This is a genomic window from Phaeovulum sp. (genome assembly GCF_047638075.1).
Lineage (GTDB): Bacteria > Pseudomonadota > Alphaproteobacteria > Rhodobacterales > Rhodobacteraceae > UBA6197.
On the sequence record NZ_JBLJBV010000094.1, the window covers coordinates 1 to 16,182 of the forward strand.

General features: G+C 59.8%; 13 protein-coding genes, 1 tRNA gene and 2 pseudogenes. 7 read left to right on the forward strand and 9 right to left on the reverse strand.

The window, feature by feature from the left end:
- Positions 1 to 46: 46 nt before the first annotated feature.
- Positions 47 to 511, reverse strand: a pseudogene (locus tag ACM62R_RS13940) (transposase); the annotation flags it as partial.
- Positions 512 to 655: 144 nt separating this feature from the next.
- On the opposite strand from ACM62R_RS13940, the gene ACM62R_RS13945 reads away from it, so the two are divergent.
- Positions 656 to 731, forward strand: a tRNA-Ala gene (locus tag ACM62R_RS13945).
- 534 nt (positions 732 to 1,265) lie between these two features.
- Here the strand turns inward: ACM62R_RS13945 and ACM62R_RS13950 are convergent.
- Genes ACM62R_RS13950 through ACM62R_RS13960 form a run of 3 tightly spaced genes read right to left on the reverse strand, consistent with a single transcriptional unit; the run spans position 1,266 to position 5,324 of the window.
- Entirely contained in the window at positions 1,266 to 2,306 is a 1,041-nt protein-coding gene (locus tag ACM62R_RS13950) for a lipocalin-like domain-containing protein (protein ID WP_415184650.1), read from the reverse strand.
- Positions 2,296 to 4,644: an FtsX-like permease family protein gene (locus tag ACM62R_RS13955; RefSeq protein ID WP_415184651.1), complete on the reverse strand. Its 2,349-nt coding sequence runs from the start codon at positions 4,642 to 4,644 to the stop codon at positions 2,296 to 2,298. Before ACM62R_RS13955 ends, ACM62R_RS13950 begins: the two co-directional genes overlap by 11 nt.
- Before the next feature lie 23 nt (positions 4,645 to 4,667).
- Entirely contained in the window at positions 4,668 to 5,324 is a 657-nt protein-coding gene (locus ACM62R_RS13960) for an ABC transporter ATP-binding protein (RefSeq protein ID WP_415184652.1), read from the reverse strand.
- A gap of 427 nt (positions 5,325 to 5,751) precedes the next feature.
- Between ACM62R_RS13960 and ACM62R_RS13965 the strand changes: the two are divergent.
- A pseudogene (locus tag ACM62R_RS13965) lies at positions 5,752 to 5,820 on the forward strand (hypothetical protein); the annotation flags it as partial.
- 11 nt (positions 5,821 to 5,831) lie between these two features.
- On the opposite strand, the gene ACM62R_RS13970 reads toward ACM62R_RS13965, so the two are convergent.
- Both ACM62R_RS13970 and ACM62R_RS13975 read right to left on the reverse strand, forming a co-directional pair.
- Positions 5,832 to 7,121 carry an ABC1 kinase family protein gene (locus ACM62R_RS13970; RefSeq protein WP_415184653.1) on the reverse strand — a complete coding sequence of 430 codons (1,290 nt, stop codon included), beginning with the start codon at positions 7,119 to 7,121 and terminating at the stop codon, positions 5,832 to 5,834.
- A 41-nt stretch (positions 7,122 to 7,162) separates the two neighbouring features.
- Positions 7,163 to 7,663 carry a CIA30 family protein gene (locus ACM62R_RS13975; protein WP_415184654.1) on the reverse strand — a complete coding sequence of 167 codons (501 nt, stop codon included), beginning with the start codon at positions 7,661 to 7,663 and terminating at the stop codon, positions 7,163 to 7,165.
- A 416-nt stretch (positions 7,664 to 8,079) separates the two neighbouring features.
- On the opposite strand from ACM62R_RS13975, the gene ACM62R_RS13980 reads away from it, so the two are divergent.
- Genes ACM62R_RS13980 through ACM62R_RS14000 form a run of 5 tightly spaced genes read left to right on the forward strand, consistent with a single transcriptional unit; the run spans position 8,080 to position 14,966 of the window.
- Positions 8,080 to 9,894: an ABC transporter ATP-binding protein gene (locus ACM62R_RS13980; protein ID WP_415184655.1), complete on the forward strand. Its 1,815-nt coding sequence runs from the start codon at positions 8,080 to 8,082 to the stop codon at positions 9,892 to 9,894.
- Complete coding sequence (locus ACM62R_RS13985) at positions 9,891 to 11,408, forward strand: ABC transporter substrate-binding protein (RefSeq protein ID WP_415184656.1); 1,518 nt, start codon at positions 9,891 to 9,893, stop codon at positions 11,406 to 11,408. Before ACM62R_RS13980 ends, ACM62R_RS13985 begins: the two co-directional genes overlap by 4 nt.
- Positions 11,409 to 11,462: 54 nt before the next feature.
- Positions 11,463 to 12,389, forward strand: coding sequence for an ABC transporter permease (locus ACM62R_RS13990; protein WP_415184657.1), 927 nt, complete (start codon positions 11,463 to 11,465; stop codon positions 12,387 to 12,389).
- Between the two features lie 4 nt (positions 12,390 to 12,393).
- Positions 12,394 to 13,218 carry an ABC transporter permease gene (locus ACM62R_RS13995; RefSeq protein ID WP_415184658.1) on the forward strand — a complete coding sequence of 275 codons (825 nt, stop codon included), beginning with the start codon at positions 12,394 to 12,396 and terminating at the stop codon, positions 13,216 to 13,218.
- Positions 13,215 to 14,966 carry a peptidase M14 gene (locus ACM62R_RS14000; RefSeq protein ID WP_415184659.1) on the forward strand — a complete coding sequence of 584 codons (1,752 nt, stop codon included), beginning with the start codon at positions 13,215 to 13,217 and terminating at the stop codon, positions 14,964 to 14,966. The genes ACM62R_RS13995 and ACM62R_RS14000 overlap by 4 nt, the downstream gene beginning before the upstream one ends.
- Here ACM62R_RS14000 and ACM62R_RS14005 read toward each other — a convergent pair.
- The 3 genes from ACM62R_RS14005 to ACM62R_RS14015 form a co-directional block, all read right to left on the reverse strand.
- Positions 14,963 to 15,175, reverse strand: coding sequence for a transposase domain-containing protein (locus tag ACM62R_RS14005; protein ID WP_415184660.1), 213 nt, complete (start codon positions 15,173 to 15,175; stop codon positions 14,963 to 14,965). The genes ACM62R_RS14000 and ACM62R_RS14005 overlap by 4 nt on opposite strands.
- The gene (locus ACM62R_RS14010) at positions 15,138 to 15,257 is read right to left on the reverse strand and encodes a hypothetical protein (protein ID WP_415184661.1); all 120 of its coding nucleotides are present in this window, start codon (positions 15,255 to 15,257) and stop codon (positions 15,138 to 15,140) included. The genes ACM62R_RS14005 and ACM62R_RS14010 overlap by 38 nt, the downstream gene beginning before the upstream one ends.
- A gap of 110 nt (positions 15,258 to 15,367) precedes the next feature.
- A complete protein-coding gene (locus ACM62R_RS14015; RefSeq protein WP_415184662.1) occupies positions 15,368 to 16,030 on the reverse strand; it encodes an IS66 family transposase in 663 nt (220 codons plus the stop codon).
- Positions 16,031 to 16,182: the final 152 nt, after the last annotated feature.

Here is a 16,182-nt window from a genome sequence, read left to right on the forward strand (position 1 = left end):
GGGCAGTGGCTCCTTCATACTGTAGGAGCCGGGTTCAGCATAAGACAAGCTTCTCTATGGCTGGGTATCTCATTCTTGGTCGCCCCCAACTGTTACCCAGCAGGCGATTTCATCGCCGAGAGGGCCCGTTCATTTTTTTTAAGCAGCCGGTTTTCCAAGCTGAGATCTGCCACCAACTCTTTCAGCGCCAAAGCCTCGGCGCGCAGACCCTTCACTTCGCCGGTGTTCGCCTGCCGGGCGGTGTCACCGGCCAGACGCTTCTTGCCGTTCGGCACGGCCTCGAACCGGTGGCGGCTCGTGCCTCACCAAGGAACTCCTTGGACCAGCTGTAATACAGGCTCTGCGCTATACCTTCCTTGCGGCAAAGCTCAGCTATGCTGTCTTCGCCACGAATGCCGGACAGCACAATCCGGATCTTCTCCTCCGACGAATGCAGCTTGCGCGTCGCGCGCCGGATGTCCTTCACAATCTGCTCAGCAGGGGCCCTACCTGTCACTGGTTTCTTCATCATCTTCAACTTCATCTGGGGTAAAGATGAGCCACAAACCCTTAGCTGCGCAATCACGCTAAACTGTTCCATGGGCGCTGATGGCGGACATCAGGGGTTGCCTAGCTTGACAATCGTGCGATCTTGCGCGAAACACCGATACGGTTTGGGGCAGTAGCTCAGTTGGGAGAGCGCGTCGTTCGCAATGACGAGGTCAGGGGTTCGATCCCCCTCTGCTCCACCATCCCGCATTTTTGGGTTGAACTATCCGCTAATACCTTGACTGGGAAGGTGAGGTTGGCAGTTCGGTAACCCTCATTTCGGCTAGGCTGCAAGGGCTCTGCAAAGGCGCCTTTCCGCTCTAGACGGCGCAGGCGTGATGCCCCCTTTCCCGATGGTCTTAGGCGGTGCGCACGGTCTGTGTCGTTCCGAGGGCCGGGAAGCGGATTATCCGCGCGGTGCGAATCTGGATCTTGAGGGTCCAGGTTTTGGCGGCGATACACGCGCCAAAAGCCCTTGGTTAAGGCCTCTTTGCGGCAATGCGGTCTCGGACATGGTCCCGCGTCCAGCGTTTATGGAGTGCGCAGTCTTGGTGCCGGGTAGTGCGCGGGGGTTCGTTTTGCGCGATCGCTGCCGCGAAGTCTTTGCCTTAACGTTTGCCCGTTTTTACGGGCCTGGATGATCGCGGTTGTCTGTGTGCGTGTTGCCCTGTCTCTCAGCGCTGGCTACGGCACGGACCGCGCCGCGCCGAAACGGTGCTGATCACAAGGGCGGGGGGTCAGTCATAACCGGTCATCTCAAGATAGCCGGCGCCGTCGTGGCTGCCTGAAACGGTCACCGGACCCTCCCAATAGGGAATCGAGAGGTCCATCCAGGCATTGGGATTGAGCGCGCGCACGGTGACGTCCACCCCGTGCTGTGGCAGTTGCACCTGCCAGGTTACCGGCACGTCACGGCCGGCAACCGGCGCTGTTTCACGGGGTTCGGCTGTGAAAGCACCGTTGGGGTAGGTTTCAGTCGTGCCGGTGGCGTCGATCCATGTGGCAGAGGTGAAGAATGTCCCGTCGCTTTGGCGCAGGCGAAACCCCATCAGCTTGGCGCCGCCGTCGAAGGACAGCGAAAACCAGTCCCAGCCTGATTGCGTCTCGGCCAATGGCTGGGATGACCATTCGCGGTCCAGCCACGCCTTGCCGCTGACCGTGATGGCCTTGTCTGGTAACTGCAACGTGCCTTCGACGGCATAGAAGGGTTGCGAATAATAGTAGCTTGCCTGCCCAAGGGCAGATTTCACCGAAAACCCGCCGTCTCCGTGAAAGACCAGCGGGCCCTGGGCGTCAAGATCCATGGTGTAGGCGAATTCGGGGCCGGTGGCGGTCACGCTGAGACTGTCGAAATCCGGGCCTTCAAGCGACCAGTCATCAATCCAGGCCCGGAACGGCGCGGGGTCCACGCCGGCCTGTCCGATTCCGCCACGCGCAAAGCGCTCGGTGGCGAAATGCGCGTCGGGCGTGGTGACGGCGGCGTGGGCAAACCAGATCTGTGGGCTGGACCAACCGGGCGCCTCGCCGGGGGCAAGCGCGGTGCGAAACAGTGTCCATTGCAGCCCGTAGGGGGTGCCGTCGGGGCCATTAAGGTTAGCTGTCAGATACCACCATTCGATGCGGTAGTCGGGGTGGGGTCCGTGATCGCGGGGGAAGGTGAACGCCGGGTCGGGTTGCGGGATGGCAAACCCGTCGGCATCGGCGCCAAGCCCGGCAAAGCCCTGGGCCAGTATTGGTGTGGGCAGCAAGAGGGCAAGGATCAGCGCTTTAGCGTTCATGGGAAAAAACCTTCAGCAGTTGCGCAGGCGGCAGGCGCATCAGCCGCAGGCTTGGCCAAGCGGTCGCAAGTGTAGCGGCGACAAGGGCGTAAAGGCCAAGCCGCACATAATCGAGCGGAAAGAGGAACATGGGCAGCTTCCAGCCAAAGGCCGCGACGTTGACGACCGACAACAGCACCCATGCAAGCGCAAGGCCAAGCGGCAATGCAGCAAGGTAGACACCAAGCGCCAGCGCCACCGCGCGTGCCAGCTCCATCCAGCCAAGGTGCCGCCGCGTAAGCCCCAGCGCCCAAACCGGCGCCAGCTGCGGCACGCGCAAGTCAGCAAGCGTCAGCAGACTCATCAGGATGGCAAAGCCCGCCACGCCGAGTGTGAGAACGTTGAGCGCACCGGTCACCAGAAACGTTCGCTCAAACACCTCGCGCGACGCGCGTTTCAGCGCGGCCTGATCAATCATGGCGTTTTCCGGAATGGCCAGCATCTCGGTGATACGCGCGCGCAGGGCATCCGGATCGTCGGTGCGGACCCCGTATCGCAGGGCAGGGGTTTTGGGATAGTGCGCCTTGAATTGCGGCTCTGCCAGAATGATTTGCCCTTTGGGGTTGCCGTAATCCCCGACGACGCCGGCAATGGTCAAGGTTTGGTCCGGGCCAAGCGCGACCGTATCACCCGGCCAGAGGTTGGCGTGGCGGGCGAATTGTTCATTGACCAGAACTGCCTTGCCTGCGGCCACCGCGGTCCACGGTGCGGGCCCGCTGGCCAGAAAATGCCAGCTGTCGCGGTAGGTCGGGCCGACACGGATGCCAAAAACCGAAACAGGCATGTCCGCCACCACTGAAGGTGTGGAATAAAGCGGCAGGGTTTCAAAGCCCGCATCGGTAAGAAAGGTATCAAGGGCAGCACTTTGGGCACTGTCTTCGACTGCGATATAAAGCTCTGGTGCAAGGCGCTGATCCAGGAACGCCTCAAAAGTAAGGCGGAAGCTGGAGACCATGGTCGACACGCCGATGTTTGCCGCAATGGCCAGCAAAAGCGCCATAAGCGCAAGACTAAGACCCGAGAGTTGCTGGCGGGTGTCGGCCCAGAACCACGCCCAAATGGGCCGCTTGCTGCGCGCCTCGATCAGCGTCAAAGCGCGGCCCAGCAGGACCGGTAAGGCCAGAGCCGCACCGACCAACATGCACCCCAAAAGCGCGAAGGCCGCGTATAGCCCTTCGGCAAAAACGGCCAGCCCGCCTGCACACAGCAAAAGGACCGCCGCCGCGTAGCCCTGGCGGCGCAAATGCGCAGCGCCTGACATGGCCCAGGCCCGGGCGTGGGCACTTGCAAGAATTGGCATCGCGGCGATTTGCCAAAGCCTTTGCGTCAACGCGCCGACCATGCCGATCACCGCCAGTGCCATGCTCGACACCCACCAGTCGACCCGAAGCGAGAGCGTGCCCGATACCTGTGCGCCATAAAGCCCACGAAGAGTGGCGGCGACATCCGGCAGCAGCATGGCAGCCAGCGCGTATCCCATGGCAACGCCGATTGTGCCGCCGATCAGGGCAAGGGCCAGCATCTCGGCCGAGATTGACACGATGATAAGCCGCAGTGGCACCCCAAGGGCACGCAGCGTGCGCACGACTCCGCGTCTTTGCTCGAAGGCAAGGCCGATGGTGCTGTGGACGATAAACAGCCCGACAACGAAACTGAGCAGGCCAAAGGCGGTCAGGTTAAGGTGAAAGCTGTCGGTCAGTTGCGCGATGTCGGCGGTCTGTTGCGCGGATTGCAGGCGCAGCGAGGGCGCGGCCTTTTCCAAGGTGGGCCTGCCGCGCGGCTGATCTGGCAGAACAAGCAGACGCGACAGGCCATCGCTGCCCGAAAGGCGCAGCACCGCGCCAATATCGCCCACGGCCACACCCGGTGCGACCTGCGGCGAAATGATTATTGTGGCGCGATCTGCAAGGCGCTTTGCCGTATCAGAGCGGGCAAAAAGCCGTGCGCCCGCGCCCGCAGTGGGGCTTAGCCTATCGGTGGCCTCCACTCCGCCGAACCCGACGGGCGCGGTCACCGGATCAAAGCCGATAAGCCTGACACCAGCCAGGTGCGCCTCGACGATTGGCGTGACCAGCCACCCGGCACGGCGCAGCGCGATATAGGTCTCAAGCGTGATCGTGCCGCCCGTTCGGGGTAAAAGTTGGTCATATTGCCCCTCACCAAGCGTGGCGGCAGCGGCGTCGTAGCTGGCCCGCGCCTCGCCGTTGATCGCCTGCACACCGGACCACAGCGCGGTTGCCAGCGCCAGACCGGCGACGGCCGCAAAGAGTTGCAGCCGGTTGCGACCCCAATGCGACATAAGCGCGGACAGGCAGGCACGGATCACGCCAACCGACCGCCGCTAAGATGCAGGCGCCGGGCCATGCCGGCGGCCACTTTTTCCGAGTGTGACACGACAATGAGGCCCGCGCCGGTCTGATCCACCAGCGTCAGCATCTGCGCCATGACCCTGTCTGCGGTTTCCTCGTCAAGATTGCCCGTCGGCTCGTCAGCGAGCAGCAACTTTGGGCGGGCGGCCAGCGCGCGGGCGATTGCCACCCGCTGCTGTTGCCCACCCGACAGCGCCTCGGGGTATTTTTCGAGCTGATCCCCAAGCCCGAAAGCCGCAATGATTGTGTCGGTCAGGTCAGGATCAAGCCGCTCCGCGAGGCGCGCGTGGAAGGTGATGTTTGCCGCGACACTCAGCGAGGGGATCAGGTTGAACTGCTGAAAGACAAGCGCAATATCACAGCGCCGCATTTTGGCGCGGGCTCTGTCATCAAGATCCTCGATGGCCCTGCCGAGAAACCGGACGCTGCCGGCATCGGCTGGCTCCAACCCGGCGGCGATGTGCAAAAGCGTGCTTTTGCCGCTGCCAGACTCACCAGTCAGGGCCAGCGTATCCCCGGCCTTTAGTCCAAAGCTGACACCGCGCAGAACCGGCACGCGGGTCCCTGCGTCGTCAAAGGCTTTTTTGACCGCGTCACATTCTAGCAGCATTTCCGTCTCCTTTGCTGACCTACTTAAGGTTATCTGCGCCTTTGACGAGGCGGCCGGGCGAAATTGACGGGGCGTTGATTTGAAAATCCTGATCGCATTATTGTTGCAGAGGGCGGAGGGTTGACAATGGCCCGGTCTTTCGCCGGCTTTCCGTGCTCCGAACCACCGTCACCCGCGTCAAAGGGATGTGTCAGCTAGGTGAGTGCCATGTCGAACGTCTTTGAACAACAGCGCCGCGACATCGAACGCAGCACCCCGATAACCCGGAAAAGCGGCATTTTTCCGGGCCTTGCGGGGTCGATCCCGTTTTGGGGTTTTGCGATCCTGGCCGCCTTGGTCCAAACGCCGGATTTGCGCGTGAAATTCCTTGAGGGAGACCTTTATTGGGCTGCGGTGATCCTCGCGTTCATGGCAGGCGGTCTGGAACGACGTCAGGTATTGTTTCGACCGCTGCCGACCGGAACGACGGGGTGCGGATCTGCACAAGGTGATCTGACTGACCCGTCCCTATCCTTCAGGGCCATTGCAAAGCCCTGACAACAGCATGTCCCGAAGGGGCAGACGCGCGCCCAGCCGCCTGGCCAACAGGAACATCCCGCCGATTTTGCGTTGCAGATAAAGCACGTCAATCGGCAGCGGCGGCGGGACAAATCCGTCCTTTGCCAGCGCAGTTCCTTCGGCCTGCATCCGCCGGTTCAGGTCAGTGGCCGCAAAGTCGAAGAGTGGTCGCCCGCTTATCTCATCAAAGATCATCTGCATCATCCGCACTATCCGGTCGCCATGCTCGGCGCGCGTCGCAGCGCCGACAAACCCCAGATCATGCGCCACGGCACGCAGGGTCTTGGCATCCTGCGACAGCCCGGCCCGAAGCAGGCGGCGGTAAAGGTCAGATACCTGCGGATCAATGCGCCGGGTCGCGCCGAAATCAAGCAAGACAATGCGTTGGCTGGCAGGGTTGTATAGATAATTGGCAAAGTTCGGATCGGTCTGCATCTTTCCGAAACAGAATAATTCGCGCAGCAGCAAGTCGATCAGACGGCAGGCGACGGTGTCGCGCTGATCCTGCGGTGCGGTGCGGAGATCCTCGATCGGGTGGCCCTGTGCGAAGGTCATCGCCAGGATCGCGGGGGTCGTCCAAGTCTCGACCAACTGGGGCAGCTCAAACCGGTGATCCGCGGCCAGCAGGGTGCGGAACTGTTGCAGGTGCTGGCCTTCGCGAAGGTAGTCCGTTTCCTCGTGCAATTGCCTGCGACCTTCGGAAAGGTAGGGCGCAAGGTCGAAACCGGCTGGCAACAGGCCTGACATGCGGATCAAAGCCCCGACATTTGCCACATCGCTGTCGATGCTTTGTGCAACGCCCGGGTATTGCACCTTGATCGCAAGCTCTTGCCCGTCTTTCAGGCGCGCGCGATGGACCTGCCCGATGGAGGCCGCGGCGACGGGGTGAACATCGAACCGCTCAAAGGCGCGCAGCCAGCCGCCCGGCCAGTTCGTGTCGAGCATTTTTTTCAACTGTGCCGCCGGCATGATATGGGCGTCGGCGCGCAGCCGCGCCATGATCCCGGCCAGTTCGGGCGGCAGCACCTCGCCGCCGTCCATCGAGATCAACTGACCGATCTTCATCGCCGCACCACGCATCCGGGCCAGCTGTTCGGTGATCCGCCCGATATTGCCCGGGGTCAAAAGCAGATCGCGCATCTTGGGGCGTTGGCCGCGCCCCAGTTGCGTCAGGCTGTTGATCGCCATGTTGCCCGCCACCCCGGCCGTCATTGAGCCCAACCGCGTCAGCCGGGACATGCGGCCAAAAGGCACGGGGGTGGCGCGGGGTGGTCGATCGTTCATGACGGCTGAACGCCCGCAGCGCTACGCGCGCCGTAAAGGCGCAGTCCGGCCACCGATACATCGACCTCGAACGCGCGCCCCACGGCGAGGACGCCGATCCGGCGGAGGCGGCCGGGGTCAAAGGCCGCCTCCGTCTTGTTGGGATCAAAGGCAGAGAAGGGGAACCGCAGGCTGCGCCAGCCTGACAAAGCCACAAACCCCGCACGAAAGGACTGCCAGGGACGGGTCAACTGATCGGTGCGCAGGCGCAGATCATAGGTCTCGCCGTTGCCCCTGACATCCAGTTCCAACCCGGTCCATCCGCTTGCGTCGAAAACCTCGCCTCCGTCGCCAAGGTCGGCGGCCATCTGGATGAACCCGCCGTTGTTTTCCAGTGACACCGATCCGGTCAGGCGTGCGGCGCTGCGGCCGTCAATTTCGGTGCGCGTGACAGCGCCGTTCGAGGCACCGCCCATCACGGTGTCGGCCACGAAATGCCAATCGGGAAAGAGGTCCAAATGAGAATCCTTTCAGGTGGTCGTAAAGTTTTGCCGCAAATGCACGGTGGTCGGACGACGACAGATAGGCCGCTGCGGGGCGAAACACAGGGCATATTGGTTTTTTCATGATTGCCGAGGGTGAAGTTGAGGCGGCGCGTGACCTGCCCCCCAAGTCGTCCTGCGTTCATAACGGGGGCCCTTGGGGTTGATAGTCTTTGCTTTCTCGCTTGTAGCCCGATGCATGAAAGATTGAAATTCTTTCAACGGGTGTGATGAAAGCGACTGAACCTTTGGTTTCAAAGGGAGCAAGAGGCATAAGAAACGCGCCACTTGCATAACAGCCTGCGCGCCGCATAATGCAATCAACAAGATGCGCCGAATGCGCGCCTGAATTAGGCGGCCTTTGGGTAAAAGAACCCTGACGACGGACAATTATGCAACAGACAAGCGCCCCACTATTGGTCGTCAAAGACCTTTGCCTCTCTTTCGGGCAGAATCCTGTTGTAAAAGACCTGTCCTTTCTGGTGCCCCGCAACCAGACCCTTGCGATCGTCGGAGAGTCCGGCTCTGGCAAGTCGGTCAGTTCGCTTGCGGTGATGGGGTTGCTGAAACATGTCGGCGGTCAGGTTCTGTCCGGCTCGATAGAGTTTGACGGGCAGGATTTACGGGCCCTGAGCAGCGAAGAGATGCGGCGCTTGCGCGGCAATCGCATCGCCATGATATTTCAGGAACCGATGACCTCGCTTGACCCTGTGTTTACGATTGGCGACCAGATAGCTGAATCGCTGCGACTGCACCGCGGACTGCGGGGGCAGGCCGTTCGGACAGAGGCGGCGCGCCTGTTGGACCTGGTGCGCCTGCCCAATGCAAAAGACCAGTTACGGCGCTATCCGCACCAACTTTCTGGGGGGATGCGCCAGCGGGTGATGATCGCGATTGCGGTGGCCTGCCAGCCCGATCTTTTGATCGCGGATGAACCGACGACGGCGCTTGATGTAACCATTCAGGCGCAAATCCTTCAGATCATCCGCGACATGCAGGCAGAATTTGGCACCTCTGTCATCTTTATCAGCCATGATATGGGCGTTGTTTCTGAGATGGCCGATCAGATCGTTGTGATGAAATCAGGCGAGAAGGTCGAAGACGGGACAGCCCGCGACGTCATCCTTTCACCCTCGGCCGATTATACGCGACAGTTGATGGCGGCTGTTCCCAAGGCGGGGTCGATGATTGGCCGCGACCTGCCGGCAAAGTTTGACCTTCCCGGAGAGCCTTCGGGCGGGGATCATCTAGCAGCCCGGGCGGGGGAATCTCTGGTTCGGCTGGAAGGGGTGACAACGCGGTATGACATCACTTCGGGCTTTTTGGGCCGGGTGACGCATCGGGTTCACGCGGCAGAAAACATCAGTTTTGATATTCACCCCGGCGAGACCCTCGCCTTGGTAGGTGAATCGGGGTCGGGAAAATCAACCGTTGGCAAGACCTTGCAGCAACTGGTCGCGCCGGTTACGGGCCGCATCCTGTTTCGCGGTACCGATATGCTTGCCTTGGATGCGGCGGAACGAAAAAGGTTCAAAAAGGAAATTCAGTACGTTTTCCAGGATCCTTACGGATCGTTGAACCCCCGCAAGACCGTTAGCCAAAGCTTGACCGAACCGATGCGTGTGCATGGCTTGTTGAGCGACGCAAATCGCCAGGTGGCGGAGCTGCTGGAGTCGGTCGATTTGCCGGCAAATTTTGCCACCCGCTACCCGCATGAGTTTTCGGGGGGGCAGCGTCAGCGTCTTTGCATCGCACGGGCGCTGGCCTGTGCGCCGGAACTTATCATTGCGGATGAGGCGGTTTCGGCGCTGGATGTGTCTGTTCAGGCGCAGGTGATCAACCTGTTGATGGATTTGCAGGCGTCGCGTGGCCTTGCCTATCTGTTCATCAGCCATGACATGGCCGTGGTTGAGCGCATCAGCCACCGGGTTGCGGTCATGTATCTGGGGCAGATCGTAGAGCTTGGCACCCGCCGCCAGATTTTTGAGAACCCGCAACACCCTTATACCCGCCGCCTGCTTGCCGCGGTCCCGGTGATGGACCCGGATCAAAAGCTGGTCCGACCCGATATGATAGACGATATCCCCACGCCCATCCGCAGCATCAGTAATCCGCCTTCTCACCATGACTTCTTGGAAATTGAGGCCGGGCATCTGCTTGCGGCAAATCACGACAGCTTCGATCAACAGTTCAGGAGAACGACATGAAACTTTCAAAAGCCCTGATTTCTGCGGCGTTGAGCGCAGCAATGCTGATTGGCGTTCCAGCTTTTGCAGGGGGTACCTTGACCGTTGCGCAACGACAAGACCCCGGTTCCTGGGATCCTGTGGATACATTCCTGGTGGCCTGGTCATCACCCGGTGGCAGTATTTTCGATGGGCTTGTGCGCCGGGACGAAAACCTGAAACTGCAACCGGGTCTTGCGAGCAGTTGGGAGGTTCTGGAAGATGGCATGCGCTTGCGCTTTCATCTGCGCGAGGGCGTAAAATTCCATAACGGAGAGCCCTTCAACGCCGATGCGGTCAAATATACCTTCGACCGGCTTTTGGGGGATGAGGGGGCAAAGGGCCCGCAACGCTCCAACTATACCAGCATCAAGTCGGTAGAGGTGATTGACGAAAAGACCGTCGATCTTGTGATGAACGAGTCAGACCCGGTGATGCTGACCAAACTTTCGGGCTATGGTGCGATGATCGTGCCGCCAAAATATATCGAGGAAAACGGGCAAGAGAATTTCGACCTGAAACCCGTTGGCACGGGGCCATTCAAGTTTGAAAGCTATGTTCAGGGCGAAAAGATCGTTCTGGATGCAAACCCCGATTACTTTGAAGGCGCGCCCAAGCTGGACAAGTTGATTTACCGCTTCATCCGTGAAGATGCGACCCGCATGGCAGAGTTGCAATCGGGCGGTGTGGATGTGCTGCACAACATCGCGTCAAGCGCCATTCCCACAGTCGAAGCCTCAGACAATGCCAAGATTGTCTCCGTGCCCGGCCCGACGATCTATTCGCTGGACTTGCGGACCAAGGATCTTGTCACGGCTGATGTGCGGGTGCGCAAGGCGCTGAATATGGCGGTGGACAAACAGGCACTGATTGACGCGTTTCTTGGCGGGCGCGGATCACCGATTGCGTCGCTTCAAGGCAAGCTTTCCTTTGGTTATGATCCCGATCTTGCTGGCTATCCTTATGATCCCGAGGGGGCCAAGGCGCTGTTGAAAGAGGCTGGCGTGGCACCGGGGACCAAGATGACAATCGACTACCGTGCCAACAACTCCACTTTTGCCGAAGTGGTTCAGGCCATGTCGGGCTTTTTTGCAAATGTCGGTCTGGACGTTGGGGTGAAGCCGATCGAAGACGCGGTCTTTCTGAATGAGATCGTGCCGCAGGGCCGTACGGATGAGATGTACCAGTTTTCCTGGGGTGGTTGGACCTTTGATTTCGACAACACCGCCTATCTGGCCTATCATACCGGTGAAAAGTGGAACCCCTATGGCACCTCGGCCGAGATGGATGCCATGCTGGAAAAGCAACGCAAAAGCTCTGATCCGGCGGAGCGTGAGGCGATCCTGAAAGAGGTGGCCAGACTGGCCCATGATCAGGCTTATCACATCCCGCTCTATAACGAAGATCAGGTTTATGCAGTTTCCAACCGCGTTCAGAATTTCGTTCCCGCACCTGATACTCGCATGCGCTATGTAACGACCAGCGTGACCGAATAATCAAAGCCCCGGCCTCGCCCGTTCAGGGCGGGGCCCGCGCATCGGAGCCAAACCTTGCCCTTCCTGTCCTATATCCTCAAACGTGTGCTGCAAGCGCTGCTGGTCATGTTCATCGTGACGCTGTTTGTCAGCTTCACGATCCGGCTGACGGGCGATCCGGCCGTGATGATGCTAAGCCAGTCGGCCAACGCGACTGCCGAAGATCTGGAACGGATCCGCGAGGCACTTGGCCTCAATCAACCGTTCTATGTGCAATATTGGAGCTATATGTCGGGCCTTCTTTCCGGCGATATGGGCACCAGTTTCTTTCGTGGCCCGGTAGGCCCGCTGGTTGCGCGGGCTTTGCCGGCGACATTGCTGCTGGCGGGAACCTCTCTGTTGATATCAATCATGATTTCGGTGCCTTTGGGTATTTACGCAGCCACGCGCCGCGGCTCTTTCGCGGATCAGATAATCCGGGTGGTGTCGCTGGTGGGGCTGTCATTCCCGAATTTCTGGCTGGGTATTATGATGGTGCTGCTGTTTTCGGTGTCGCTGCGTTGGCTTGCGCCGTCGGGATATATCGGCTGGCAGTCCATTATCATGCCCGCAACGACCATCGGTATCATTCTGACAGCCACCAACCTGCGGATCGTGCGCACCACCATGCTGGAGGTCATGTCCGCGCAATATATCATGGTCGCCCGCGCCAAGGGCCTGTCAGAGCGCACGGTGATCTACAAACATGCCTTGCGCAACAGCTCTATCGCGCTGGTCACCTATCTTGGTCTGCAATTTGGCGGGTTGATGGGGGGCATCGTGGTCGTGGAACTGGTCTTTGGCTGGCCCGGAATGGGGACATTGGCGATCGACGCAATTTCACAGCGTGATTATCCGATCCTGCAAGCCGTGATCTCGGTCCTCGCGATCATGATCGTTTTGGTCAATCTGGTGGTGGACATGACCTATGCGCTGCTCGATCCCCGGATCAGATTGGAGTAAGGCAATGCGTGGCATGAAGAGTTTTGAATTCATTGCGGGCGTCATTCTGATCGTGGTCATTGGCGGGGCGGTGCTTTTTTCGCCTTGGCTATTTCCTGATGGCGGCAAGTCGATGGACCTTGCGGCGCGCTTGACGCCGCCGATGACGCAGCCGGGGCACATTCTGGGCACTGATCCTTTGGGCCGCGATGTGTTGGCGCGGGTGGTCATTGGGGGGCGGGTGTCTTTTACCGTTGGCATCCTTTCGGCCCTTGGGGCGGTAATCATTGGCACGGTGGCCGGCCTTTATGCCGGCTATTACCGTGGCTGGCTTGATGTGTTCCTGATGCGTTTTGCGGATGTGCAACTGGCGCTGCCATTCATTCTTTTGGCGATTACGGTGATTGCGATCATCGGGCCGGGGCTGGACCGCGTGATTATCCTGATGATCGTGGCGCAATGGGTTCAATACGCCAGATTGATCCGCGGCTCTGTGCTGTCGCTTAGAAATGCCGAATATGTGCAGGCGGCGCAGGCCTATGGCCTGAGCGATGTCAAAATCATCTTCAGCCATATTCTGCCCAACGCGATGGGACCGCTGGTCATTCTGGCAACGTTGAATGTCGCCAACAACATTCTTTTGGAAAGCAGCCTGACCTTTTTGGGTCTTGGCATCGATCCGCTGACCCCCAGTTGGGGCGGCATGTTGGCGGAAGGGCGAAACTATATCCAGACGGCACCCTGGACCAGTATCTTTCCCGGCGTGGCAATCATGCTGACAGTACTGGGGCTGAATTTGCTGGGCGATTGGCTGCGTGACCGACTGGATCCACTGGGGCAGACGACATGACACCTCTTATTGAAAAAACCTATGACCGCACCCTTTACAACCTGCCGGCAGATTGCAGTGAGGTCTGGCTTTTTGAGGGTATTGCAGCGCGCCAGCGTCTTGAACAGGCGCGCGGGTTCCCCGTGCGATCTGCCTACAAGACCCTGCTGCATGACGTGCTTGAACGCGATCTCTTGCGCGGTGTCGCCAAGGCGGTCATCCACTATCCGGTCTTGCCGGGGGATGAGCCGCTCCGCTTTCGGCTTGAGTGTTATCCGCTTGGCGAGATGTGCCAGACCAGAATAGAGTTTCAACCCGCGTCACAGCCCGGCGACAGCATGCCGCACTACCGGATCGAGCGCGAGGGCTTGCCATCGGTGATCGTCCCGGTTCCGGTGCGGCAAGTCACGCTTGGTGATGGCAGCAATTGTTTTGCCGCCTGTGGCTGGATGCGGCGAGGCGATCAATCCGCCCCGCTGGAAACCGACTACGAGAAAATATTCCGCGACGTCACCGGTGCCATGAACCAGATCGAAATTACCGACAGACGCCCGATATTTGATCAGTTGATCGTCGATGTGACCGCCCCGTTCCAAGACCTGCCCCTACCGGTTGGCAAAGAACGCATCTCGCTTGCCGAAGCGCTGCATGAGGATGTGTATTTTGCTGCAATCGAGGTGTTTCAGGCGTGTCTGGGGCTGGAACAGGGCGCGCGCGATTTGCAGCACGGTCAAGTCGTGCCATTGATCCGCATCGGTGAAAAGCCAAGCCTGAAGATGTGGTTGGCCAAGGCGGATCTGTCAAAAGATCATGATCTGGGCGGCGTTCCGGTCCTGCATGACGCCACACATTGGCTGACACCACGTCAGATTGACGGGCATCTGGACGAAATTGGTGGAACCCGGTTTGAGACGACCTCGCGTCAGGGCCGACCGGTCGCGGGGATCGTGGTGAACCCAGAGGCGCCGGTGCAACTGGCGATCAGCTCGGGGCAACATTCCAATGAAACCTCACCCGTTGTCGGGGCGTTGCGCGCTGGCTATGAATTGCGCGACATGAAGGTGGGCTTTACCCTCTGCCCGATGGAAAACCCGGATGGCTATGCGCTGTTTCGCAGGTTATGCCGGGACAACGAATCCTACATGCACCACGCCGCACGTTACACCGCTGGCGGCAACGATCTGTCATTCGCGACCGGGTATGAATCCCGTATCCGGCAAATGGCGCGTGAAAGACTGCCCGCCGATGTGCATGTCAACCTGCACGGCTATCCGTCACATGAATGGACCCGCCCGCTTTCAGGCTACGTCCCCCGCGGATTTGCGCGATGGACGCTGCCGAAAGGGTTCTTTCTGATCTGCCGCCACCACCCCGGTTGGGGCGACCTGGCAAAGCTGGTGGTGGAGGCCGCAATCACGGCGATTGCAGGTCATCCTGAACAGATGCGGCAGAACGCGATGATGATGCGGCGTTATCTGGCCGCGAACCCGACACCGGATTTTGAGGTCGCAAGAGGCTGTATCCCCCATTCCACAACCGAGACAGAGTCAGAGCCCTATCCCGTGGCTCTAATCACCGAGGCACCGGATGAAACCATCGACGGCGAAGATTTTCGCATTGCACAGGAAAGCCAGTATCGTGTGGTCCTGGAGATTGCCCGGGCGTTGCAGTCCACGTTAGCCCATGCCCCTTCGAAAGAACGGTCTGAAGAGCCCGGCACATCGCAGATAAATTCGATTGCAAGTGCTGCGACCGGGCCGTGGGCTTAGCGGCTTGACGTTTTGCCGAAGGCCGATGGCATGAAATTCTCGATCTGTGCCTTGGGATGACCATTGGAAATGGCTTCAAGGGTTTGGCGCAGATAGGCGTATGGATCGCTGCGGTTCATCTTGCAGGTTTCAATCAGTGAGGCGATGCGGTCCCAAGTTTGGCCCCCTTCATCATGACCCGTTGCCCGGCAGGGTTTTGGCAAGGCCAAAATCCCGAGAGGGGGCGAAGAGGGCATTCTTGCGATTGAGCGTGATTGGCCGGATGGTGCTTTCTACCGGATGGGTGTCCATCTCGACGCGGCCGTCAGTCAGGAATACCAGCAGCCCGTCCCGGTGGGGGTGGCTTTATCCGAGCTTTTCGCCAAGGCGGGATTTGGTTGATATTCGGCTGCGCTGATGGGTCAGCCAAGGGCAGAAGTTGGATCACCGGGGCAGATTGCGCTTGGCGCGTGGCAAGACGCTCTTTGGGCGTATGACCGCGAATGCTGGCCTCCATCTTGTAAAGATGGGCGATTAAAGATAGGCGATGGGGCGCAGGCCTTCGGCAGCAATCTCAGAGCCATCCTCTTGGTCGATGCCATGCAGTTTGCGCCGTGAATATGCCTGGCAGTAAGCCAGCGTCGAAGGTGCCCCACCACACGGCGCGGTTCGGCGAAAGCGTCATATCCGGCATAACCATCGACCCGAAGGATGCCCTCAAAGCCCTGCAGGATATTCATTGCATAGGTGCCACTGCGCCCAGGAACATAGGTGAAGACAACGGCGGGAGGATCTTCACCGCCCCAGCCACGGTCACCGCGGGTCAGAGGCCAGAGATAGCGCGTTTTGGTTTTACCAGCCCCCGGGTCAAGCACCGGGGCGTGTGTCTCGTCCATAAAAAGCTGAGTTGATCGCTTGAGGTGGGCCAGCATGTGGTCGACAACTGGGGCAAGGTGGAAGCTGACTTTGCCGCACCATGTTGCCAGTGTTGAGCGGTCGAGTTCAACGGTAACCGCGGGCTTAAATCTGAGACTGGCGAGATTGCGGCAAGTGATCCGTTGCCCGGCAGGGCATTGTGCTGCAATCGCCCGAGAGGGGGCGAGCGTGCCTTCGGTCGGTAACCCGCCCTAGATCAAACAGGCGGAAGCATTGGCTTGACGCACAGTGACATCGCAACGGCGTTTGTAAGCGGCGGTGCAAAAATAGACCACGGGAGCGGCGGGATGATCTCGCTGCG